Raw genomic sequence first — 14,692 nt, 5'->3', positions numbered from 1 at the left:
ACATATGTACGATTACCTAATTGTTGGAGCAGGATTCGCCGGAAGCGTATTAGCAGAAAGATTGGCTACTGTGGGAAACAAACGCGTTTTAATTATTGATAAGAGAAATCATATCGGTGGGAATGCTTATGATTATTATAATGAAGATGGAATATTGATACACAAATATGGCCCTCACATTTTTCATACGAACAGTGAAGAGGTTTTTAACTATTTGTCAAGGTATACCGCATGGAGAAATTACCAACATAAAGTACTGGCACACGTTGACGGACAATTGTTGCCCATCCCGATCAATCTTAACACGATCAACAAATACTACGGGATCAACATCAACAGTCTTCAAATGGAAAGCTTCCTTGAAGAGCGTGCAGAAAAGGTGTACCCTGTTAAAACTTCGGAAGATGTGGTTGTAAGTAAAGTTGGCCGCGAACTATACGAGAAATTCTTTAAAGGGTATACACGTAAGCAGTGGGCGCTCGATCCATCTCAATTGGATGCATCAGTTACTGCACGTGTCCCAACCCGCACAAACAAAGATGATCGTTATTTTACTGATACCTTCCAGGCAATGCCGTTACATGGTTATACGAAGATGTTTGAAAAAATGTTGTCACATTCAAACATCAAGATCATGTTGAACACGAACTACCAGGAAGTGATTAATGAGATCGCTTATAAAAAACTCATCTTCACCGGACCAGTTGATGAATACTTTGATTATCGTTACGGCAAACTTCCTTATCGTTCATTAAGGTTCAAATTTGAAACACTCGATAAAGAAACTTTCCAGGAAACCGGAACAATCAACTACCCTAATGATTATGCATTCACCCGGATTACAGAATTTAAACACCTTACCGGGCAGAAGCATGAGAAAACAACTTTAGTGTACGAGTTCCCTGAAGCAGCCGGCGATCCTTACTATCCTGTACCACGTCCGGAAAACGATCAATTGTACAAGAAGTATGCAGCACTTGCAAGCCAGTTAAGCAATACTTATTTTGTAGGACGACTCGCAACATACAAGTACTACAACATGGACCAGGTAGTTGCACAGGCACTCACTACTTTTAAAAAGATTATGCAAACCGACATTCCGAAACTTACTACGGATGATGAGCGTATTCTTGAGTCAAGAGGATAAACAACTTAAGCTTAATTGCTCGTTGAAGTAAGTAAAATCATTTGAGTGATTTCACTTATGGTTAATATCTGAAATTAAGTTCAATAAACCCGTTGGTGTACAATGGGGCGATATACGCCCCTTTGTACACCATTTTTTTTATTGGCATTTATTGTTTGAAGCGATGCCTTTTTGTAAAATACGCCTGCCCTCCTATTTCACGAAAAGTCTTCTAACGCCCGTTTCAGGTAGGCGTCCTCGTCGTTGAAATCTATGTCCGGATTAGTCGCGGATATTTCCTTCAATTTCGACATTGTATTTGAAAGAAAAGCACGGTGGGCCATTGTATTTGGTTGAAATGGCCGGTGTTTGCAGCCGGTGGTAACCTGTTTGATTTTTTCCATTACGGCTACACTTGCCGGATCTATAAAGTGGTCGCGAAATTGCTCAAACACATATTCTGTTCCGGCATAATTTGGATGCACAAGGTCGATATCATAAAACCTGTAGTCGCGAAGCACATCAACCATAATTTCGTAAGCAGGAAAATAATGCAGGTTGCTGTTGTTTTCAACCAGGTCGTGTACGGATTCAATCAGGCGAGCTTTACTTCGATTGTTTTCAACGACACCATCCCTGATATGTCTTACCGGGCTAACCGTCAGCAGTATATTTATAGCTGGATTTACCTTTTTAAGATTAGCGATTGTTGTTTGCAGGCATTCGGTTGTCTCACTTATCCCGATCATTTCCTTTGTAAATAATTGTGCAGGTGCCCGATGGCAATTTGCAACGCGTTTACCAGACTCTTTTAATCGATAGTGAAAAGATGAACCCAGCGTTATGATAATCCAGGAGGCTCGTGTAATAAACTTATGGGCTACTGCCCGGGTTTCATTAATGCACGCAACAACGTCCTCTTTATTTTGCCCTGAGAACGAAGAATGATGATCCCAGCTGTGCCAGAGTTCATTCAGATAATACAATTCCGAACCATCCAAAGGTTCATTTGTGAGATAAGCATTTAAGCTGGAGCAAACGCTTAACGGATCAAACAAAATACCGCTTGGATTCTGAAGCACCCTGAATTTATAGTCGAGCAACCGACCACCAATATGTTCAGTAAAGCAGGAACCTACGATCAATATGCCATCCTGGTAGTTGATCTTGTTCGATGGTTCTTTTATATTGACATCGAGCATGAATTTCATAGCTGCAGTTTTTACTTAAAAATGTCTTTTGCCAAAGTGAGGCACGCTTTAAACGCGCTCATATCCAGGTTGGGCTTAAGCTTCCGTTGTTGCAGGTAGCTGATCATCACTTCAGTGTTCATATTTCCAACCAATGGGTTGTTTGACATGGGACAGCCACCGATTCCCATTAAAGCCCCATCGAACCTGGTACAACCTGCTTCAAGAGCTGCCGCAAGTTTATCTTCGATCCCGTCGGGGGTTGAGTGCAGGTGAACACCAAAGTGTTTATTGGGCCAGGTTCCCAACACATCCTGTACGACGGTTTTTACCAACGAAGGATCTGCAATACCAACGGTGTCTGCAAGAGAAATCGTTTGTATTCCGAGTGATACAACCTCTTTGATCCATTCCAGTAATATGTGTGAACTGTAAGCATCACCGTACGGGTTACCAAAACCCATGCTCATATAAACAACAAGCTCCTTTGCATTACGATCGCAAAGTTCCTTCATGCTCTCCAACATAGCAAGGCTTTGCCTGATTGAGCTTTTTGTATTTAACTGTTGAAAGGTCTCAGAAACGGATAGCGGAAACCCGAGATAGCTGACCTCATTAACTTGAACGGCGTCTTCTGCTCCCCTAAGATTCGCTACAATGACCAATAACTTTGTTTTACTATCCCCCATGGTTAACCTCGACAACACTTCCCTGGTATCTGCCATTTGGGGTATCGCCTTTGCCGACACAAAGCTCCCGCAATCCAAAACATCGAAGCCGACTTTCAACAACGCATCTATATAAGCTACTTTCTGTTCGGTAGAAATCAAACGGGGCCAGCCTTGCATTGCATCACGTGGACATTCCACAAGGGTGATTTCAGGGCTGGACAGGGCTGTATTCATGTTGTTGGGTCTTCGGTTTTGCGTTAGGTTAGCCTACCAGGCCTCGGCTAGCAAGTTGTTTAAATGACATTGCTATGGAAGCCTTTAGATTGAATGTCCAGGAAGGTTAAGGTTCAACTACCGGATGCTGCGGTGGTAAGCCGTTGTTTGATTGATTCATACAATATCATCCCCGTAGCAACTGATACATTCAGCGACTCGAAGTCGGTCATCATAGGCACCTTAAAACGCTCATCACATGCTTTGCTAAGCGCAGGCTGAATGCCTTTATCCTCGCTGCCCATTACGATAGCTGACGGTTCGAACAGCGGAAGATCAAATACATTTTTATCTGCTTTCATTTCGCTGGCGTATACTTTGATCCCATTTAGATGAAGGTCTTCAACTGCTTTGACCAGGCTACTTACCCGGCAAACAGCGATTTGTTCAAGGGCGCCTGCTGATGTAAACACCGCGTCCTCGTTTAGTGCGCCTACACCCTTGTCTGGTATGATCAGGGCGTGGACCCCGGAGCAATATGCTGTACGTGCAATTGCCCCTATGTTACGAACATCGGTTATACCATCTAACAAAAGAAACAAAGGCACCTCTCCTTTGTCAAACACGAATGAAATAACTTGCTGAAGGTCCTGGTATTGCACTTTAGAGAGTACCGCCACACAACCTTCATGATTACTGATGTTAAAGCCATTCAGCTTAGCTACAGGCACTTTATTAATGGGTACCTGGTATTCCAATGCAAGCCGTTTAACTTCGTCAATGGTGTCTCCATGAACAGTGCTTACGAGATAGATCTTTTCGAGTTGAACCCCATTTTGAATTGCTTCAATCACCTTCAATCTTCCAATTACCAGCGTATTCTTTTTTGGCCTTGGCTTATGAGCCTGGTTGCGAAAATTCATGTTGTAAAATTAATTTTGTTTGTGGCAGGCACAAGTAGTTAGGCATTGTTTTAATTGAGCGGATATCCATTGCACCAGGCAATGATAGCAGCCTCTTCAAGGAAGCCGGAAGTGGTTTAATTTGCAACTGGGCTTTAATCGTGCTTGACTTGCTTTTGGATTGGCAGATTGCCTTGTAACATCATTATTTTTACTCTTTGTAATGCAGCAACAGCGAGGGAGTCAGTGATAATCCCGTCTTCTACCATTTTGTAAGCTTCGCCAAAAGGCACTTTTTTTACGACTAATTGTTCAGTCTCTTCGGGCATGGCTTCTTTTTGTTCTAAACCAGTCGCGAGGTAGATGATTCCTTTTTCATCAGAAACTGAGTTAGATAAGTGAAAGTCCATCAGCCTGGTCCATTGCGTTGCAACCAGTCCTGTCTCCTCCCTGAGCTCACGTTTTGCCGATTCAAGTGAGTCCTCCCCCGCCAAGCCACCGCCTTCCGGGATCTCCCAGCTGTAACTTTCAAGTGGAAACCGGTATTGCCCAACAAGGTAAGTGTTCAGTTCTTCGTCGAGGGGTATTATTGCCAGGGCGTTATTTTTAAAATGTACTTTACCATAGATGCCTTTGCCACCGGATGGATTAACTACATCGTATTCTGTAACTTTTATCCACGGGTTTTCATAAATTTCTTTTTCGCCGAGGATCGTCCATGGATTTACCGTTTCATTCATAACAATACAAATAAAAAAACCTCCAGTTGAAGCAGGAGGTTTTATAGTTATTTAAAGTAGTATTTACAGGCCGAAAGCTTTTTTTACTTTTCCAACGTAATCGAGCTTTTCCCATGTAAACAGTTCAACCTTCATGGTCTTTGGTTTCGCGTTTGGCAAAATGAAGGTCTTTTCAACAACCTCAGACTTACGCCCCATGTGACCATAAGCAGCGGTTTCACTATACATTGGTGTTCTCAGCTTAAGTCGCTGTTCAATGAAATAAGGCCTTAGATCAAAAATGGTTTCTACAATTTTTGATATCTCTCCGTCTGTCATATCAATCTTTGCAGTTCCGTAAGTATTAACGTTAACGCTGGTAGGTTGTGCAACCCCAATCGCATATGACACCTGTACAAGTACCTCATCACAAAGTCCGGCAGCCACCAGGTTCTTCGCAATATGTCTTGTTGCATAAGCAGCACTCCGATCTACTTTAGATGGGTCCTTGCCGCTGAATGCTCCACCACCATGTGCACCCTTACCGCCATAAGTATCAACAATGATCTTACGTCCCGTGAGGCCTGTGTCACCATGTGGACCACCAATTACGAACTTTCCCGTTGGGTTAATATGGTACTTAATGTTGTTATTGAAAAGCTTTGAATACTTCTTGTACTTCGACTTAACTCTTGGTATGAGTATATTGATGATGTCAGCTTTGATTTTCTCCAGCATCTTCTCTTCGCTGTCGAAATCGTCGTGTTGTGTAGAGACTACAATAGCATCAATTCTTACAGGCGTATTGTCATCATCGTATTCCAGTGTCACCTGGCTTTTTGCGTCGGGACGCAGGTATTTGATTTGTTTGTTTTCACGGCGAAGGGCGGCAAGTTCGATCAGCAGCTTATGCGCAAGATCGAGCGCAAGGGGCATGTAATCTTCGGTTTCATTCGTAGCATATCCAAACATCATTCCCTGGTCGCCGGCACCTTGCTCTTCTTTTACCTTTTTGTCAACACCCTGATTGATATCGCCAGATTGTTCGTGAATAGCAGATAGAATACCGCAGCTATTCGCTTCAAACATGTACTCACTTTTAGTGTAGCCAATCTTCCGGATCACCCCTCTTGCAATTTCCTGAACATCCAGGTAAGCCTTGCTTTTAACCTCTCCTGCTAAAACGACCTGTCCTGTTGTTACAAGGGTTTCGCAGGCAACTTTACTTTGCGGATCAAATGCTAGAAAATTGTCGATAAGTGCATCACTGATCTGGTCAGCTATCTTATCCGGATGGCCTTCTGAAACGCTTTCAGAAGTAAATAAATAAGGCATATGTGTTAGATGGTTTGAAAAAAAGTGCAAAGATAAGCTTCCAATTGAATTGATCAGAGCTTTGAATAAATAATTCTCAGTCTCATCCGGATAAGCTGATTAGGATGACTTCCACCAGCAAGTTGAACTCTTCCTGTTGCAACAGGATTTGCAATTGCGGGATTAATGTATGCAGTATTCATCTGAGGAGCCGCAGGGAACGGTGGCTTATACCAGATAGAGTCGTTAGAGGGTGCATTTAAAACGAACCTGAAGAAGGATGTATCCCTACGGGTAACAATACCTTGCACAAACCTGGTTAAATTGAAGTCGTAGGTCGCAATGGTGCTTGCGCTCGTAACAGGGTCGCGGCGCGAAACGGTAAAGCCGCCAAAAGATTGGATGTTGGGGCCTGACGATGGATCGATGATGTAATCATTAAATACGTTCCGTTTCCTGTTCCTGATGGTATCATCCAAAGCCAGCAGAAGATACCTTGGTGCCGAAAACAATCCATCAGTAGTTGGGTTATCCGGTACCTGGTACATGATCAGGTTTGCCCGATGAATTACCGCATTTTGTAACCCTCCTAAACCTGGTATCCTGAGTCTGGTAATTGTACCAGGGGATGTTTGTACAAAAGCAAGGTCATTATTGCCGTCCTTGTTAAGATATGGTGCGATCTTACTTCCTGCACGCTGCCTGGTGATTAAGTTTGCGTTACCTGATGCTGCCCTGGAGCTGGTAGTATTGTACCGAAAATAGCTTACTGCGCTCTGGCGTGCTGTTCCGCCGGTTGTATTGCTGCTGTAGTAGATTGCAAGTTTTGTGTTGGTATCAGCGAGATTGACGCGTATTAAAGCCTGACCTGCACTTCCACTCGTAGGCATTACGGCAAAGCCGGCAAACCTTTCCCTGAAAACAGAGTCTGAACTGTATGCGTCTGTAGAGTCGTAATCTTTTACCAGGCGAGAAGCAAAGGAGGGCGACAGGGCAATACGCAATTGTCGTGCAGCAGCCTCAAATGGTGCCTGAACAGAGTCATCCAAGCCGCGGAGGTCAATATTTTTTTGTCCCAACAGGCTGCCAACACTTAGCAAATCCCGTGTATTATAAGCACTATCGAATTTTAAACGACTATTCGAACTGATCTCATAAACACTTAAACCCTGGTTGGTAGTGGAGTCGCCGTATAAGCCACGAAAGCTAAGCACAAGCACAGCTGAGTCTACCTGTAGCGAGTCTTTAACACCAGGGAAAGAAAATTTAAAAAATGTCGGTTTTAACTCGAAGAAGGCCGAGGCTGTTGTTTTGCCGAAAATCGGGTCGTTGTTGATTGTGCCAATAACATGATCATCCCCTTTGTAAACCTTCGCCGGATTTTCATCTTCAAAAGTTGCAGTGGTGACAAGCAGTGAAGTATCAAACGTAGTAATCCCATCTACCGGCGGTATTAATTCACTTCCAATTTGCGTGGTTTGTATTTTTGTACAGGAATAAAAAAAAGCAGAAAAGAAGAACGCGAATAGAATAAATCTGCGCATCAATAGAGAGTTAAAGTAAGGGAAATTAGGTGCTCGCAAGGTCGCCATACAATTCTAAATACTCTGTTAAATCAGTATCCCATCCTTTGAACGGAATGACCTTTTTGCCCTTCACTTTTGAGAACTCATCCACCAGCTTTTTGTCGATATTTTCAGCACCAAATGTTATTGCATCAGCATACGTTGCGGCTCCTTTAAACAGTGCCACATTCGTTGCTTCCTTGTATAAATCAAGGTCCTTATCTTTTAAACTTGCATGTATCATTGCCTTTTTTGCGAAGTCGGCACCGAGGCTATCTTCAAAGGTTGTACTGCCTATCGTGAACACTACCTTGCTATGTGCAAATACTGGTTCCTTCTTGTAAACCGTTTTGAGATACATGGGAATTAGGGCTGTCATCCACCCGCTGCAATGAATGATGTCGGGCGGCCAGCCGAATTTCTTTACCGTTTCGAGGGCACCTTTACAGAAAAAAATCATCCGGAGGTTGTTGTCATCATACCAGCTTTCAGCTTCATCGTTAAAAACGAATTTGCGCTTGAAGAAGTCTTCATTATCGAGAAAGTAAACCTGGAGTCTTGCATTTGGAAGTGACGCAACTTTAATTTGTAATGGATAGTCGTCATTATCAACACTCACGTTGATACCCGATAATCTCACCACCTCATGTAAACGGTGCCTTCTTTCATTAACAGAGCCGAAACGCGGCATGATGCATCTTACTTCCAATCCTGCATCATTGCTTTTTATTGCTAATTTGTTGACGATCTCCGCAAACTCTGTCAGCTCTAAATAGGGTGACATCTCGTTAGCAATAAATAAAATTCTTTTCTTTGTTGACATTATTCGTGAAGGTTTTTACACTGTGCCCTATAAAAAAATGTGGGCAAAGGTAAGGAATTTAAAGTCTTAAAATCCAGACGAATGCGGATAACAACCTTTCAATCCATCATAAATGATCATATACCGGGCTGTTGCCGATCTCAAACGATTTATTAACAAAAGCAGGGCAGACAATAAGACGATAGGCTTCGTTCCGACAATGGGCGCCCTACACCAGGGTCATTTGTCCCTCATAGAACTTGCAAAACAACAATCCGATGTGGTCATCTCAAGCATCTTTGTAAATCCTACCCAGTTTAATGATCCGGCAGATTACAAGAAGTACCCGGTGACACTACCTGAGGATATCCTTAAGTTAGAAACACACCGCACGGATGTATTGTTTCTTCCATCTGTGGAAGAGATCTACCCGGCGGGACTTGAAATGAAGCAGCACTATGACCTTGGGGACCTTGAAACTGTTTTTGAAGGAAAGTATCGGCCAGGTCATTTCCAGGGAGTAAGCCAGGTTATAGAGATATTCCTCAATATTGTTGAACCGCATTTGCTGTTCCTTGGTCAAAAAGACTTCCAGCAATGCCTGGTGATCAAACGGCTTATCCAAATACTAAACCTTCCGGTGAAAGTTGTCGTAGCGGGTACCGAAAGAGAACCGTCAGGACTTGCCATGAGCAGCAGAAACCTCAGGCTAAACCAGGATGAGCGCGAAAAAGCATCAGCGATTTACCAGACTTTACGAAGCATCAAAAACAATTACACGGATACCCCAATCGATAAACTGATCGATTATTCTGAAAAATTCCTCCTCCGCGAAGGGTTTTCGAAAGTTGATTATGTTGCGCTGGCCAACGCTGAAACACTTGAACCCGTGACGGGCAATGATAGAAATGTTCCCCTTGTTGCGTTAGTAGCCGCTTTCATAAAAGACGTACGATTGATTGACAATATGCTGCTGACCTCAAAGGAAAACCTGGTTCACAGTTGATGCAGTATATTGCACGAATTAAACGGGCCTTTTGAAATGAAAAAGAAGATCCTTAATGTTTTCAAATACCTGTTTTTTCTTGGGCTCGGACTTTTTCTTGTTTGGTGGAGCCTCAATGCCATTCCAGATGAAAAATGGCCGGTCTTTAAAGAGGCACTTTTAACCGCAAGGTATTGGGTAATTGTACCCGTGTTTTTTATTCTCTCTTCCAGTCACCTGCTAAGGGCGATACGGTGGAAAATATTAATGGGGCCGCTTGGCTACCGACCCTCTCTTGTGAATACTTTTTTTGCCGTGATGATCGGTTACCTCGCCAACCTTGCCGTACCCCGATTAGGTGAGGTGCTAAAATGTACCATCTTATCGCGATACGAGAAGGTTCCGGCAGAAAAACTGGTGGGGACCATCGTTGCCGAGCGGGCGTTTGATCTTATCTCGCTTCTTATCATTTTTGTACTTGCCCTGATTTTTCAATACGAAGTCGTTTTCAGTTATTCAAGGCAACTTTTCGCCGGCCTCTTTGCCTCAGGCTCAGGAAATGTATCCGTTACTAAAGTTTCAGTCGTGCTGCTAATCATATTAGCAGCTATCTTTCTTGTGCGAAAAGCCTTGCAACGATTTGCCTACACCAGGTTCGTTATCGCCGTTAAACGTGTGCTTAGCGGCATCTGGCAGGGCCTGATCAGCATCAAGGGACTAAAGCAAAAAGGACCATTCATACTTTGTAGTGCCGGAATATGGCTGCTTTATATTGGTGGCACATGGCTTGGCTTTTATGCAACATCAGGAACAGCGCATCTCGGCCTGCCACCCGCTATTTCGAGTCTGGCTTTCGCAAGTGTGGGAATGATTGCAACACCCGGCGGTATTGGGGCATACGCTACATTCATGGCGGCTATACTGGAACGAAATGGAGTACCTTTTGAAATTGGTCTTGCAAATGGCAACCTGCAATGGCTTGCCCAGTTTATTATTGTTTTGCTTGTAGGTTTCATTTGCCTTGGGCTACTGCCAGTTTATAATAAAAAGAAAATTCATCATGAAAAAGCCAGGAATTATTCCGTTGAAAATCTATAGCCTGCCTGAACTCCTGCTGGAGCTGACCAGGCTCCGGCTAAAAAGTAAAAGCATTTCGTTCACAAACGGCTGTTTCGACATCCTTCATGAGGGACATATTGCCACGCTTTCACAGGCAGCAACAGAAGCAGATTTTCTTGTTGTCGGCATAAACAGCGATGAAAGTACAAGACGGCTCAAAGGCACCGGAAGACCTGTTAACGGGGAGAATGCCCGGGCACTGGTAATAGCAAGTCTGCTGATGGTGGATGCCGTGGTAATCTTTGAAGAAGATACGCCCTTAAACCTGATCACCGCCATCAGGCCCGACGTATTGGTGAAAGGCGGGGACTATACCCAGGCTTCCATCGTCGGGGCTGGTGAAGTTATGTCGTACGGCGGTCGGGTTGTAATCAATCCCACCCTGGACGGTTTCTCAACGACAGGGATCATCGAAAAGATCAGGCAGCGTTCAGCTGGCGGAGCCAATTAGTTATCTTTGACCCCCTAATTTTCTAATTTCCAAATTCCCGATTATGAATACATGCATCGATATGCTTCGACATACACGCAGGCATCTGCTCAGTATATTGGAAGATCTTTCAATGGACCAGCTTAACGATACGCCCTCGGGGTTTAACAACAACATCGTATGGAATGTTTCGCATATGATCGCCAGCCAGCAGGGTGTTTGTTATAAGCGGGCCGGTGTACCGCTTATTATTCCCGAGTCCTTTTTCATGGAGTATAAACCTGATACAAGACCTGAACGTTATATTGATGCGAATGAGTTTCAGCAGACAAAAGAAACTTTTCTCTCGTCACTTGACGTGCTGGAGCGGGACTACAACAATAACCTGTTTAAAAACTATATACCCTGGACTACCCGTTACGGTGTGCCGCTGGCAAATATTGATGAGACGTTACAGTTCCTGGTTTTCCACGAAGGCCTCCACTTTGGTTATGTAATGGCGCTAAGGCACCTGGTTTAAAGGTGAAATAATTTGTATAACCTACAGCTTTACGGTTGTCCCTTTTATTATGTCTAACGTGAACGAGTTTACACATAAGCTTAACATCAGGTACCCGGTAATACAGGCACCGATGCTCGGTGTAACCACTCCTGACATGGTCGCCGCAATTTCAAATGCCGGTGGGCTTGGCTCTTTACCGGTTGGCGGACTCAGCCCTGCTTTTAGTCGGGAACTCATCCGGAAGACCAGGGAGCTGACAAAAAAGCCTTTCGCCGTAAACCTCTTTGTTTACGATTTGCCGGATGCAGACCAACGCATGATTGACGAAATGGGCCTATTCCTGGAACGTTTGACCAGGCAATACAACATTAAATACAACAGGCCCGTTGCACCGGCACCATTCAACCACTATACTGATCTCCTTGATGTATTGGTAACCGAAAAAGTCGGCATAGTAAGCTTTACTTTCGGGGTGCCCAACAAGGAGTTTGTTGATCGTCTTAAGCAGGAAAAAACGTTGCTGATCGGAACGGCAACATGCTCCCTCGAGGCCGCTATTCTCGAGCAAAACGGTATTGACGTGATTGTTGCCCAGGGTGTGGAGGCAGGTGGGCATAGAGGAACTTTTCTTCATGCAGCTAACCTTCCGCTTATCGGTTCAATGTCGCTCATCCCAATGGTTGTTGATACCGTAAAACTCCCGGTTATTGCTGCAGGTGGCATAAGCGACGGAAGAGGAATCAAGGCTGCATTTGCCCTTGGAGCTTCTGCAGTACAGTTGGGCAGTGCATTCCTTACCAGCAATGAAAGTCTTGCAGGCGATGCACACAAAAAAGCCATCTTAAGTTCCAGGGATATAGACACCGTTGTAACCAATACATTTACGGGCAGGTGGGCTAGAGGAATACGAAACGAATTTGTGTCAGCACTGGAAACCTCAGGCATGCCGATGCCCCCCTACCCTTTTCAAATGAATCTAACTAACCCACTACGACTCGAGGCACAAAAAAATGAAGACACCTCTTTTTTCCCGATTTGGGCGGGCCAGTCAGCGTCCAGATCCAAACAGCTGCCTGCTGCCCGGATCTTTAAAAAACTGGTTGACGAAGCTGGCCTTGAGCCGCGATAAGCCTGCCGCTCAGCGATGCCAATAGATGCACAAAAACAGGAGCGACGATTATTGCATGTAATACTCACCATTCGTACAGCAGTGTTGCACCTGGTACTTGAACCACTGCCGTACAGTAGGTCCAATATTAGTGAACCCGTGAAAAGGGAAAACAAAGTGCAGGCATTAGCAACTAATAATTACCTTTTCAACAAAACCTCAAGTTAACGTGAAATTAGCCGCAATAGATATTGGCAGCAATGCTGCACGCCTGCTGATTACCGAAGTTGTCGAAGACAACAATGGTAAGCCTGAATTCAACAAGCTTAACCTTGTGAGGGTTCCCTTACGCCTGGGTTTTGATGTATTTGAAACGGGCACGATTTCGCCAAATCGTACGCGCATGGTGCTTCAAACGATGAAGGCTTATCACTACCTTATGAACGTTTACGAAGTGGATACGATGATTGCTTGCGCAACGAGTGCTATGCGCGATGCGGCAAACAGCCAGGAGATTATCACAAAAGTGAAAACGGAAACAGGCATTACCATAGAAGTTATAACGGGCGACTTCGAAGCTTCCTTAATTTATGAAAATCACATCGCAGAAAATATGGATACCGACCACAGTTATCTCTACATCGATGTGGGTGGTGGCAGCACTGAGCTTACCTTTTTCTGTGATGGCGTACTCATCTTTAAAAAATCGTTCAATATCGGAACCATCAGGTTGCTGAAGAACATGGTGACTGATAGTCACTGGAATGAGATGAAAGAAGTTATCAAGAATCAAACCCGTGGTTACAAGAAAATTGCCGCAATAGGAACAGGCGGAAACATCAATAAAGTGTTTTCGATGAGCAAAAGAAAGGATGGAAAACCCCTGAACCTTGAACTGTTAAGGGACTACCATAAAGAACTGGCTGCGGTACCACTGAAAGAGCGGATATCATTGTATAAACTAAGGGAAGACCGTGCTGATGTGCTTGTGCCGGCACTTCAGATATATATCAACGTTATGCGGTGGGCAGATACCGACGAAATCTATGTGCCCAAAATTGGTTTAGCCGACGGGCTGGTACAACACCTATATGCCCAACTGAAACGGCCGGAGGGATCAAAGAAATAATCGATATCGCCGGTTCGTGACCCGCAACTATCTTCGCTGGCCCGGTTGTATACCAAATTCATTTCGTATTACCAACAAACCCAGAAAATGTCAACGCACAAAGAAATAAAGAAAGTAACCACGAATACCTTACAACGGCTGAAAGCAAAAGGTGAAAAAATTTCGATGATCACTGCCTATGATTATTCTTTTGCCCGCCTGTTCGATGAGGCCGGCATCGATGTTATCCTGGTAGGCGACAGTGCGAGTAACGTTATGGCTGGTTACGATACCACCCTTCCGATTACGCTGGAGCAAATGATCTATCATGCATCTTCCGTTCTTCGCGGGGTAAATCGTTGCCTCGTTGTCGTTGATCTCCCATTTGGTTCTTACCAGTCCAACAGCGAAATCGCTCTTGCGTCCGCCATTCGCATCATGAAAGAAACCGGTGCACATGCCATAAAACTAGAGGGCGGAGAAGAGGTGGCAGAGAGCATCAGCAAAATTGTAAGGGCCGGCATTCCGGTGATGGGCCATCTCGGATTAACCCCCCAGTCGATATATAAGTTTGGTACCTATACTGTGCGTGCGAAAGAGGAAACCGAAGCAAACAAGCTTCGCGAAGACGCCCGGGTGTTGCAGGAGGCAGGATGTTTTGCCACTGTGTTAGAAAAAATTCCGGCAATGCTTGCCCTGGAAGTAACCGAAAAATTGACCATCCCGACAATAGGTATCGGGGCGGGCATGCATTGCGATGGGCAGGTATTGGTGATGCATGATCTGCTCGGCATCAATACCGAATTTAAACCGCGCTTTTTACGAACTTATCTTAATATGGCTGACCAGGTAACAGGTGCGGTGCGGCAATATATTTCCGACGTAAAGGAGAGCCAGTTTCCTAATGAACAGGAACAGTATTGATGGAGGAGGGAATG

At 44.3% G+C, this 14,692-nt stretch carries 15 protein-coding genes; 8 read left to right on the top strand and 7 right to left on the bottom strand.

The features are described from left to right. Nucleotides 1–4: 4 nt before the first annotated feature. On the top strand, nucleotides 5–1,147 hold the full coding sequence (glf, locus tag EXU57_RS01985; protein WP_133266480.1) for a UDP-galactopyranose mutase: 1,143 nt from the start codon (nucleotides 5–7) through the stop codon (nucleotides 1,145–1,147). Between the two features lie 197 nt (nucleotides 1,148–1,344). Here glf and EXU57_RS01980 read toward each other — a convergent pair whose 3' ends face one another. The 7 genes from EXU57_RS01980 to EXU57_RS01950 all read right to left on the bottom strand — a co-directional run bounded on the left by EXU57_RS01980 (nucleotide 1,345) and on the right by EXU57_RS01950 (nucleotide 8,523). Further along, complete coding sequence (locus EXU57_RS01980) at nucleotides 1,345–2,337, bottom strand: GSCFA domain-containing protein (protein WP_133266479.1); 993 nt, start codon at nucleotides 2,335–2,337, stop codon at nucleotides 1,345–1,347. Nucleotides 2,338–2,348: 11 nt separating this feature from the next. Continuing rightward, on the bottom strand, nucleotides 2,349–3,221 hold the full coding sequence (locus EXU57_RS01975; protein WP_133266478.1) for a hydroxymethylglutaryl-CoA lyase: 873 nt from the start codon (nucleotides 3,219–3,221) through the stop codon (nucleotides 2,349–2,351). Between the two features lie 113 nt (nucleotides 3,222–3,334). After that, nucleotides 3,335–4,123 (bottom strand): 23S rRNA (guanosine(2251)-2'-O)-methyltransferase RlmB, encoded by a 789-nt coding sequence (gene rlmB, locus EXU57_RS01970; RefSeq protein ID WP_133266477.1) that lies wholly within the window; start codon nucleotides 4,121–4,123, stop codon nucleotides 3,335–3,337. 134 nt (nucleotides 4,124–4,257) lie between these two features. Beyond that, a complete protein-coding gene (locus EXU57_RS01965; protein WP_133266476.1) occupies nucleotides 4,258–4,842 on the bottom strand; it encodes an NUDIX domain-containing protein in 585 nt (194 codons plus the stop codon). Between the two features lie 63 nt (nucleotides 4,843–4,905). After that, nucleotides 4,906–6,156, bottom strand: a complete 1,251-nt coding sequence (gene metK, locus EXU57_RS01960) for a methionine adenosyltransferase (RefSeq protein ID WP_133266475.1) — start codon at nucleotides 6,154–6,156, stop codon at nucleotides 4,906–4,908. 53 nt (nucleotides 6,157–6,209) lie between these two features. Then, complete coding sequence (locus tag EXU57_RS01955) at nucleotides 6,210–7,679, bottom strand: DUF4270 family protein (protein WP_165957999.1); 1,470 nt, start codon at nucleotides 7,677–7,679, stop codon at nucleotides 6,210–6,212. Nucleotides 7,680–7,704: 25 nt separating this feature from the next. Beyond that, on the bottom strand, nucleotides 7,705–8,523 hold the full coding sequence (locus tag EXU57_RS01950; protein ID WP_133266473.1) for a glycogen/starch synthase: 819 nt from the start codon (nucleotides 8,521–8,523) through the stop codon (nucleotides 7,705–7,707). 112 nt (nucleotides 8,524–8,635) lie between these two features. On the opposite strand from EXU57_RS01950, the gene panC reads away from it, so the two are divergent. From panC to panB, 7 genes are all read left to right on the top strand, one after another. Then, on the top strand, nucleotides 8,636–9,508 hold the full coding sequence (gene panC / locus EXU57_RS01945) for a pantoate--beta-alanine ligase (RefSeq protein ID WP_133266472.1): 873 nt from the start codon (nucleotides 8,636–8,638) through the stop codon (nucleotides 9,506–9,508). 36 nt (nucleotides 9,509–9,544) lie between these two features. Continuing rightward, nucleotides 9,545–10,585 (top strand): lysylphosphatidylglycerol synthase transmembrane domain-containing protein, encoded by a 1,041-nt coding sequence (locus EXU57_RS01940; protein WP_133266471.1) that lies wholly within the window; start codon nucleotides 9,545–9,547, stop codon nucleotides 10,583–10,585. Continuing rightward, nucleotides 10,548–11,057, top strand: coding sequence for a D-glycero-beta-D-manno-heptose 1-phosphate adenylyltransferase (gene rfaE2 / locus EXU57_RS01935; protein ID WP_133266470.1), 510 nt, complete (start codon nucleotides 10,548–10,550; stop codon nucleotides 11,055–11,057). Before EXU57_RS01940 ends, rfaE2 begins: the two co-directional genes overlap by 38 nt. Before the next feature lie 43 nt (nucleotides 11,058–11,100). After that, complete coding sequence (locus EXU57_RS01930; RefSeq protein ID WP_133266469.1) at nucleotides 11,101–11,556, top strand: DinB family protein; 456 nt, start codon at nucleotides 11,101–11,103, stop codon at nucleotides 11,554–11,556. 7 nt (nucleotides 11,557–11,563) lie between these two features. Further along, nucleotides 11,564–12,667, top strand: a complete 1,104-nt coding sequence (locus EXU57_RS01925) for a nitronate monooxygenase (protein ID WP_317130021.1) — start codon at nucleotides 11,564–11,566, stop codon at nucleotides 12,665–12,667. 208 nt (nucleotides 12,668–12,875) lie between these two features. After that, a complete protein-coding gene (locus EXU57_RS01920; RefSeq protein WP_133266467.1) occupies nucleotides 12,876–13,775 on the top strand; it encodes an exopolyphosphatase in 900 nt (299 codons plus the stop codon). A gap of 87 nt (nucleotides 13,776–13,862) precedes the next feature. Beyond that, nucleotides 13,863–14,678: a 3-methyl-2-oxobutanoate hydroxymethyltransferase gene (panB, locus tag EXU57_RS01915; protein ID WP_133266466.1), complete on the top strand. Its 816-nt coding sequence runs from the start codon at nucleotides 13,863–13,865 to the stop codon at nucleotides 14,676–14,678. Nucleotides 14,679–14,692: the final 14 nt, after the last annotated feature.

This window comes from Segetibacter sp. 3557_3 (assembly GCF_004354985.1).
Taxonomy (GTDB): Bacteria; Bacteroidota; Bacteroidia; order Chitinophagales; family Chitinophagaceae; genus Segetibacter.
Note: the sequence above shows the minus strand (reverse complement) of the source record. Positions and strands in the feature narration are given on the sequence as shown.

Coding starts and splice junctions, on each gene's coding strand:
- EXU57_RS01965 (WP_133266476.1), bottom strand. CDS start 4,842: ATGAATGAAACGGTAAATCCATGGACGATCCTCGGCGAAAAAGAAATT.
- metK (WP_133266475.1), bottom strand. CDS start 6,156: ATGCCTTATTTATTTACTTCTGAAAGCGTTTCAGAAGGCCATCCGGAT.
- panB (WP_133266466.1), top strand. CDS start 13,863: ATGTCAACGCACAAAGAAATAAAGAAAGTAACCACGAATACCTTACAA.
- EXU57_RS01950 (WP_133266473.1), bottom strand. CDS start 8,523: ATGTCAACAAAGAAAAGAATTTTATTTATTGCTAACGAGATGTCACCC.
- EXU57_RS01930 (WP_133266469.1), top strand. CDS start 11,101: ATGAATACATGCATCGATATGCTTCGACATACACGCAGGCATCTGCTC.
- rfaE2 (WP_133266470.1), top strand. CDS start 10,548: ATGAAAAAGCCAGGAATTATTCCGTTGAAAATCTATAGCCTGCCTGAA.
- glf (WP_133266480.1), top strand. CDS start 5: ATGTACGATTACCTAATTGTTGGAGCAGGATTCGCCGGAAGCGTATTA.
- panC (WP_133266472.1), top strand. CDS start 8,636: ATGATCATATACCGGGCTGTTGCCGATCTCAAACGATTTATTAACAAA.
- EXU57_RS01940 (WP_133266471.1), top strand. CDS start 9,545: ATGAAAAAGAAGATCCTTAATGTTTTCAAATACCTGTTTTTTCTTGGG.
- EXU57_RS01955 (WP_165957999.1), bottom strand. CDS start 7,679: ATGCGCAGATTTATTCTATTCGCGTTCTTCTTTTCTGCTTTTTTTTAT.
- rlmB (WP_133266477.1), bottom strand. CDS start 4,123: ATGAATTTTCGCAACCAGGCTCATAAGCCAAGGCCAAAAAAGAATACG.
- EXU57_RS01980 (WP_133266479.1), bottom strand. CDS start 2,337: ATGAAATTCATGCTCGATGTCAATATAAAAGAACCATCGAACAAGATC.
- EXU57_RS01975 (WP_133266478.1), bottom strand. CDS start 3,221: ATGAATACAGCCCTGTCCAGCCCTGAAATCACCCTTGTGGAATGTCCA.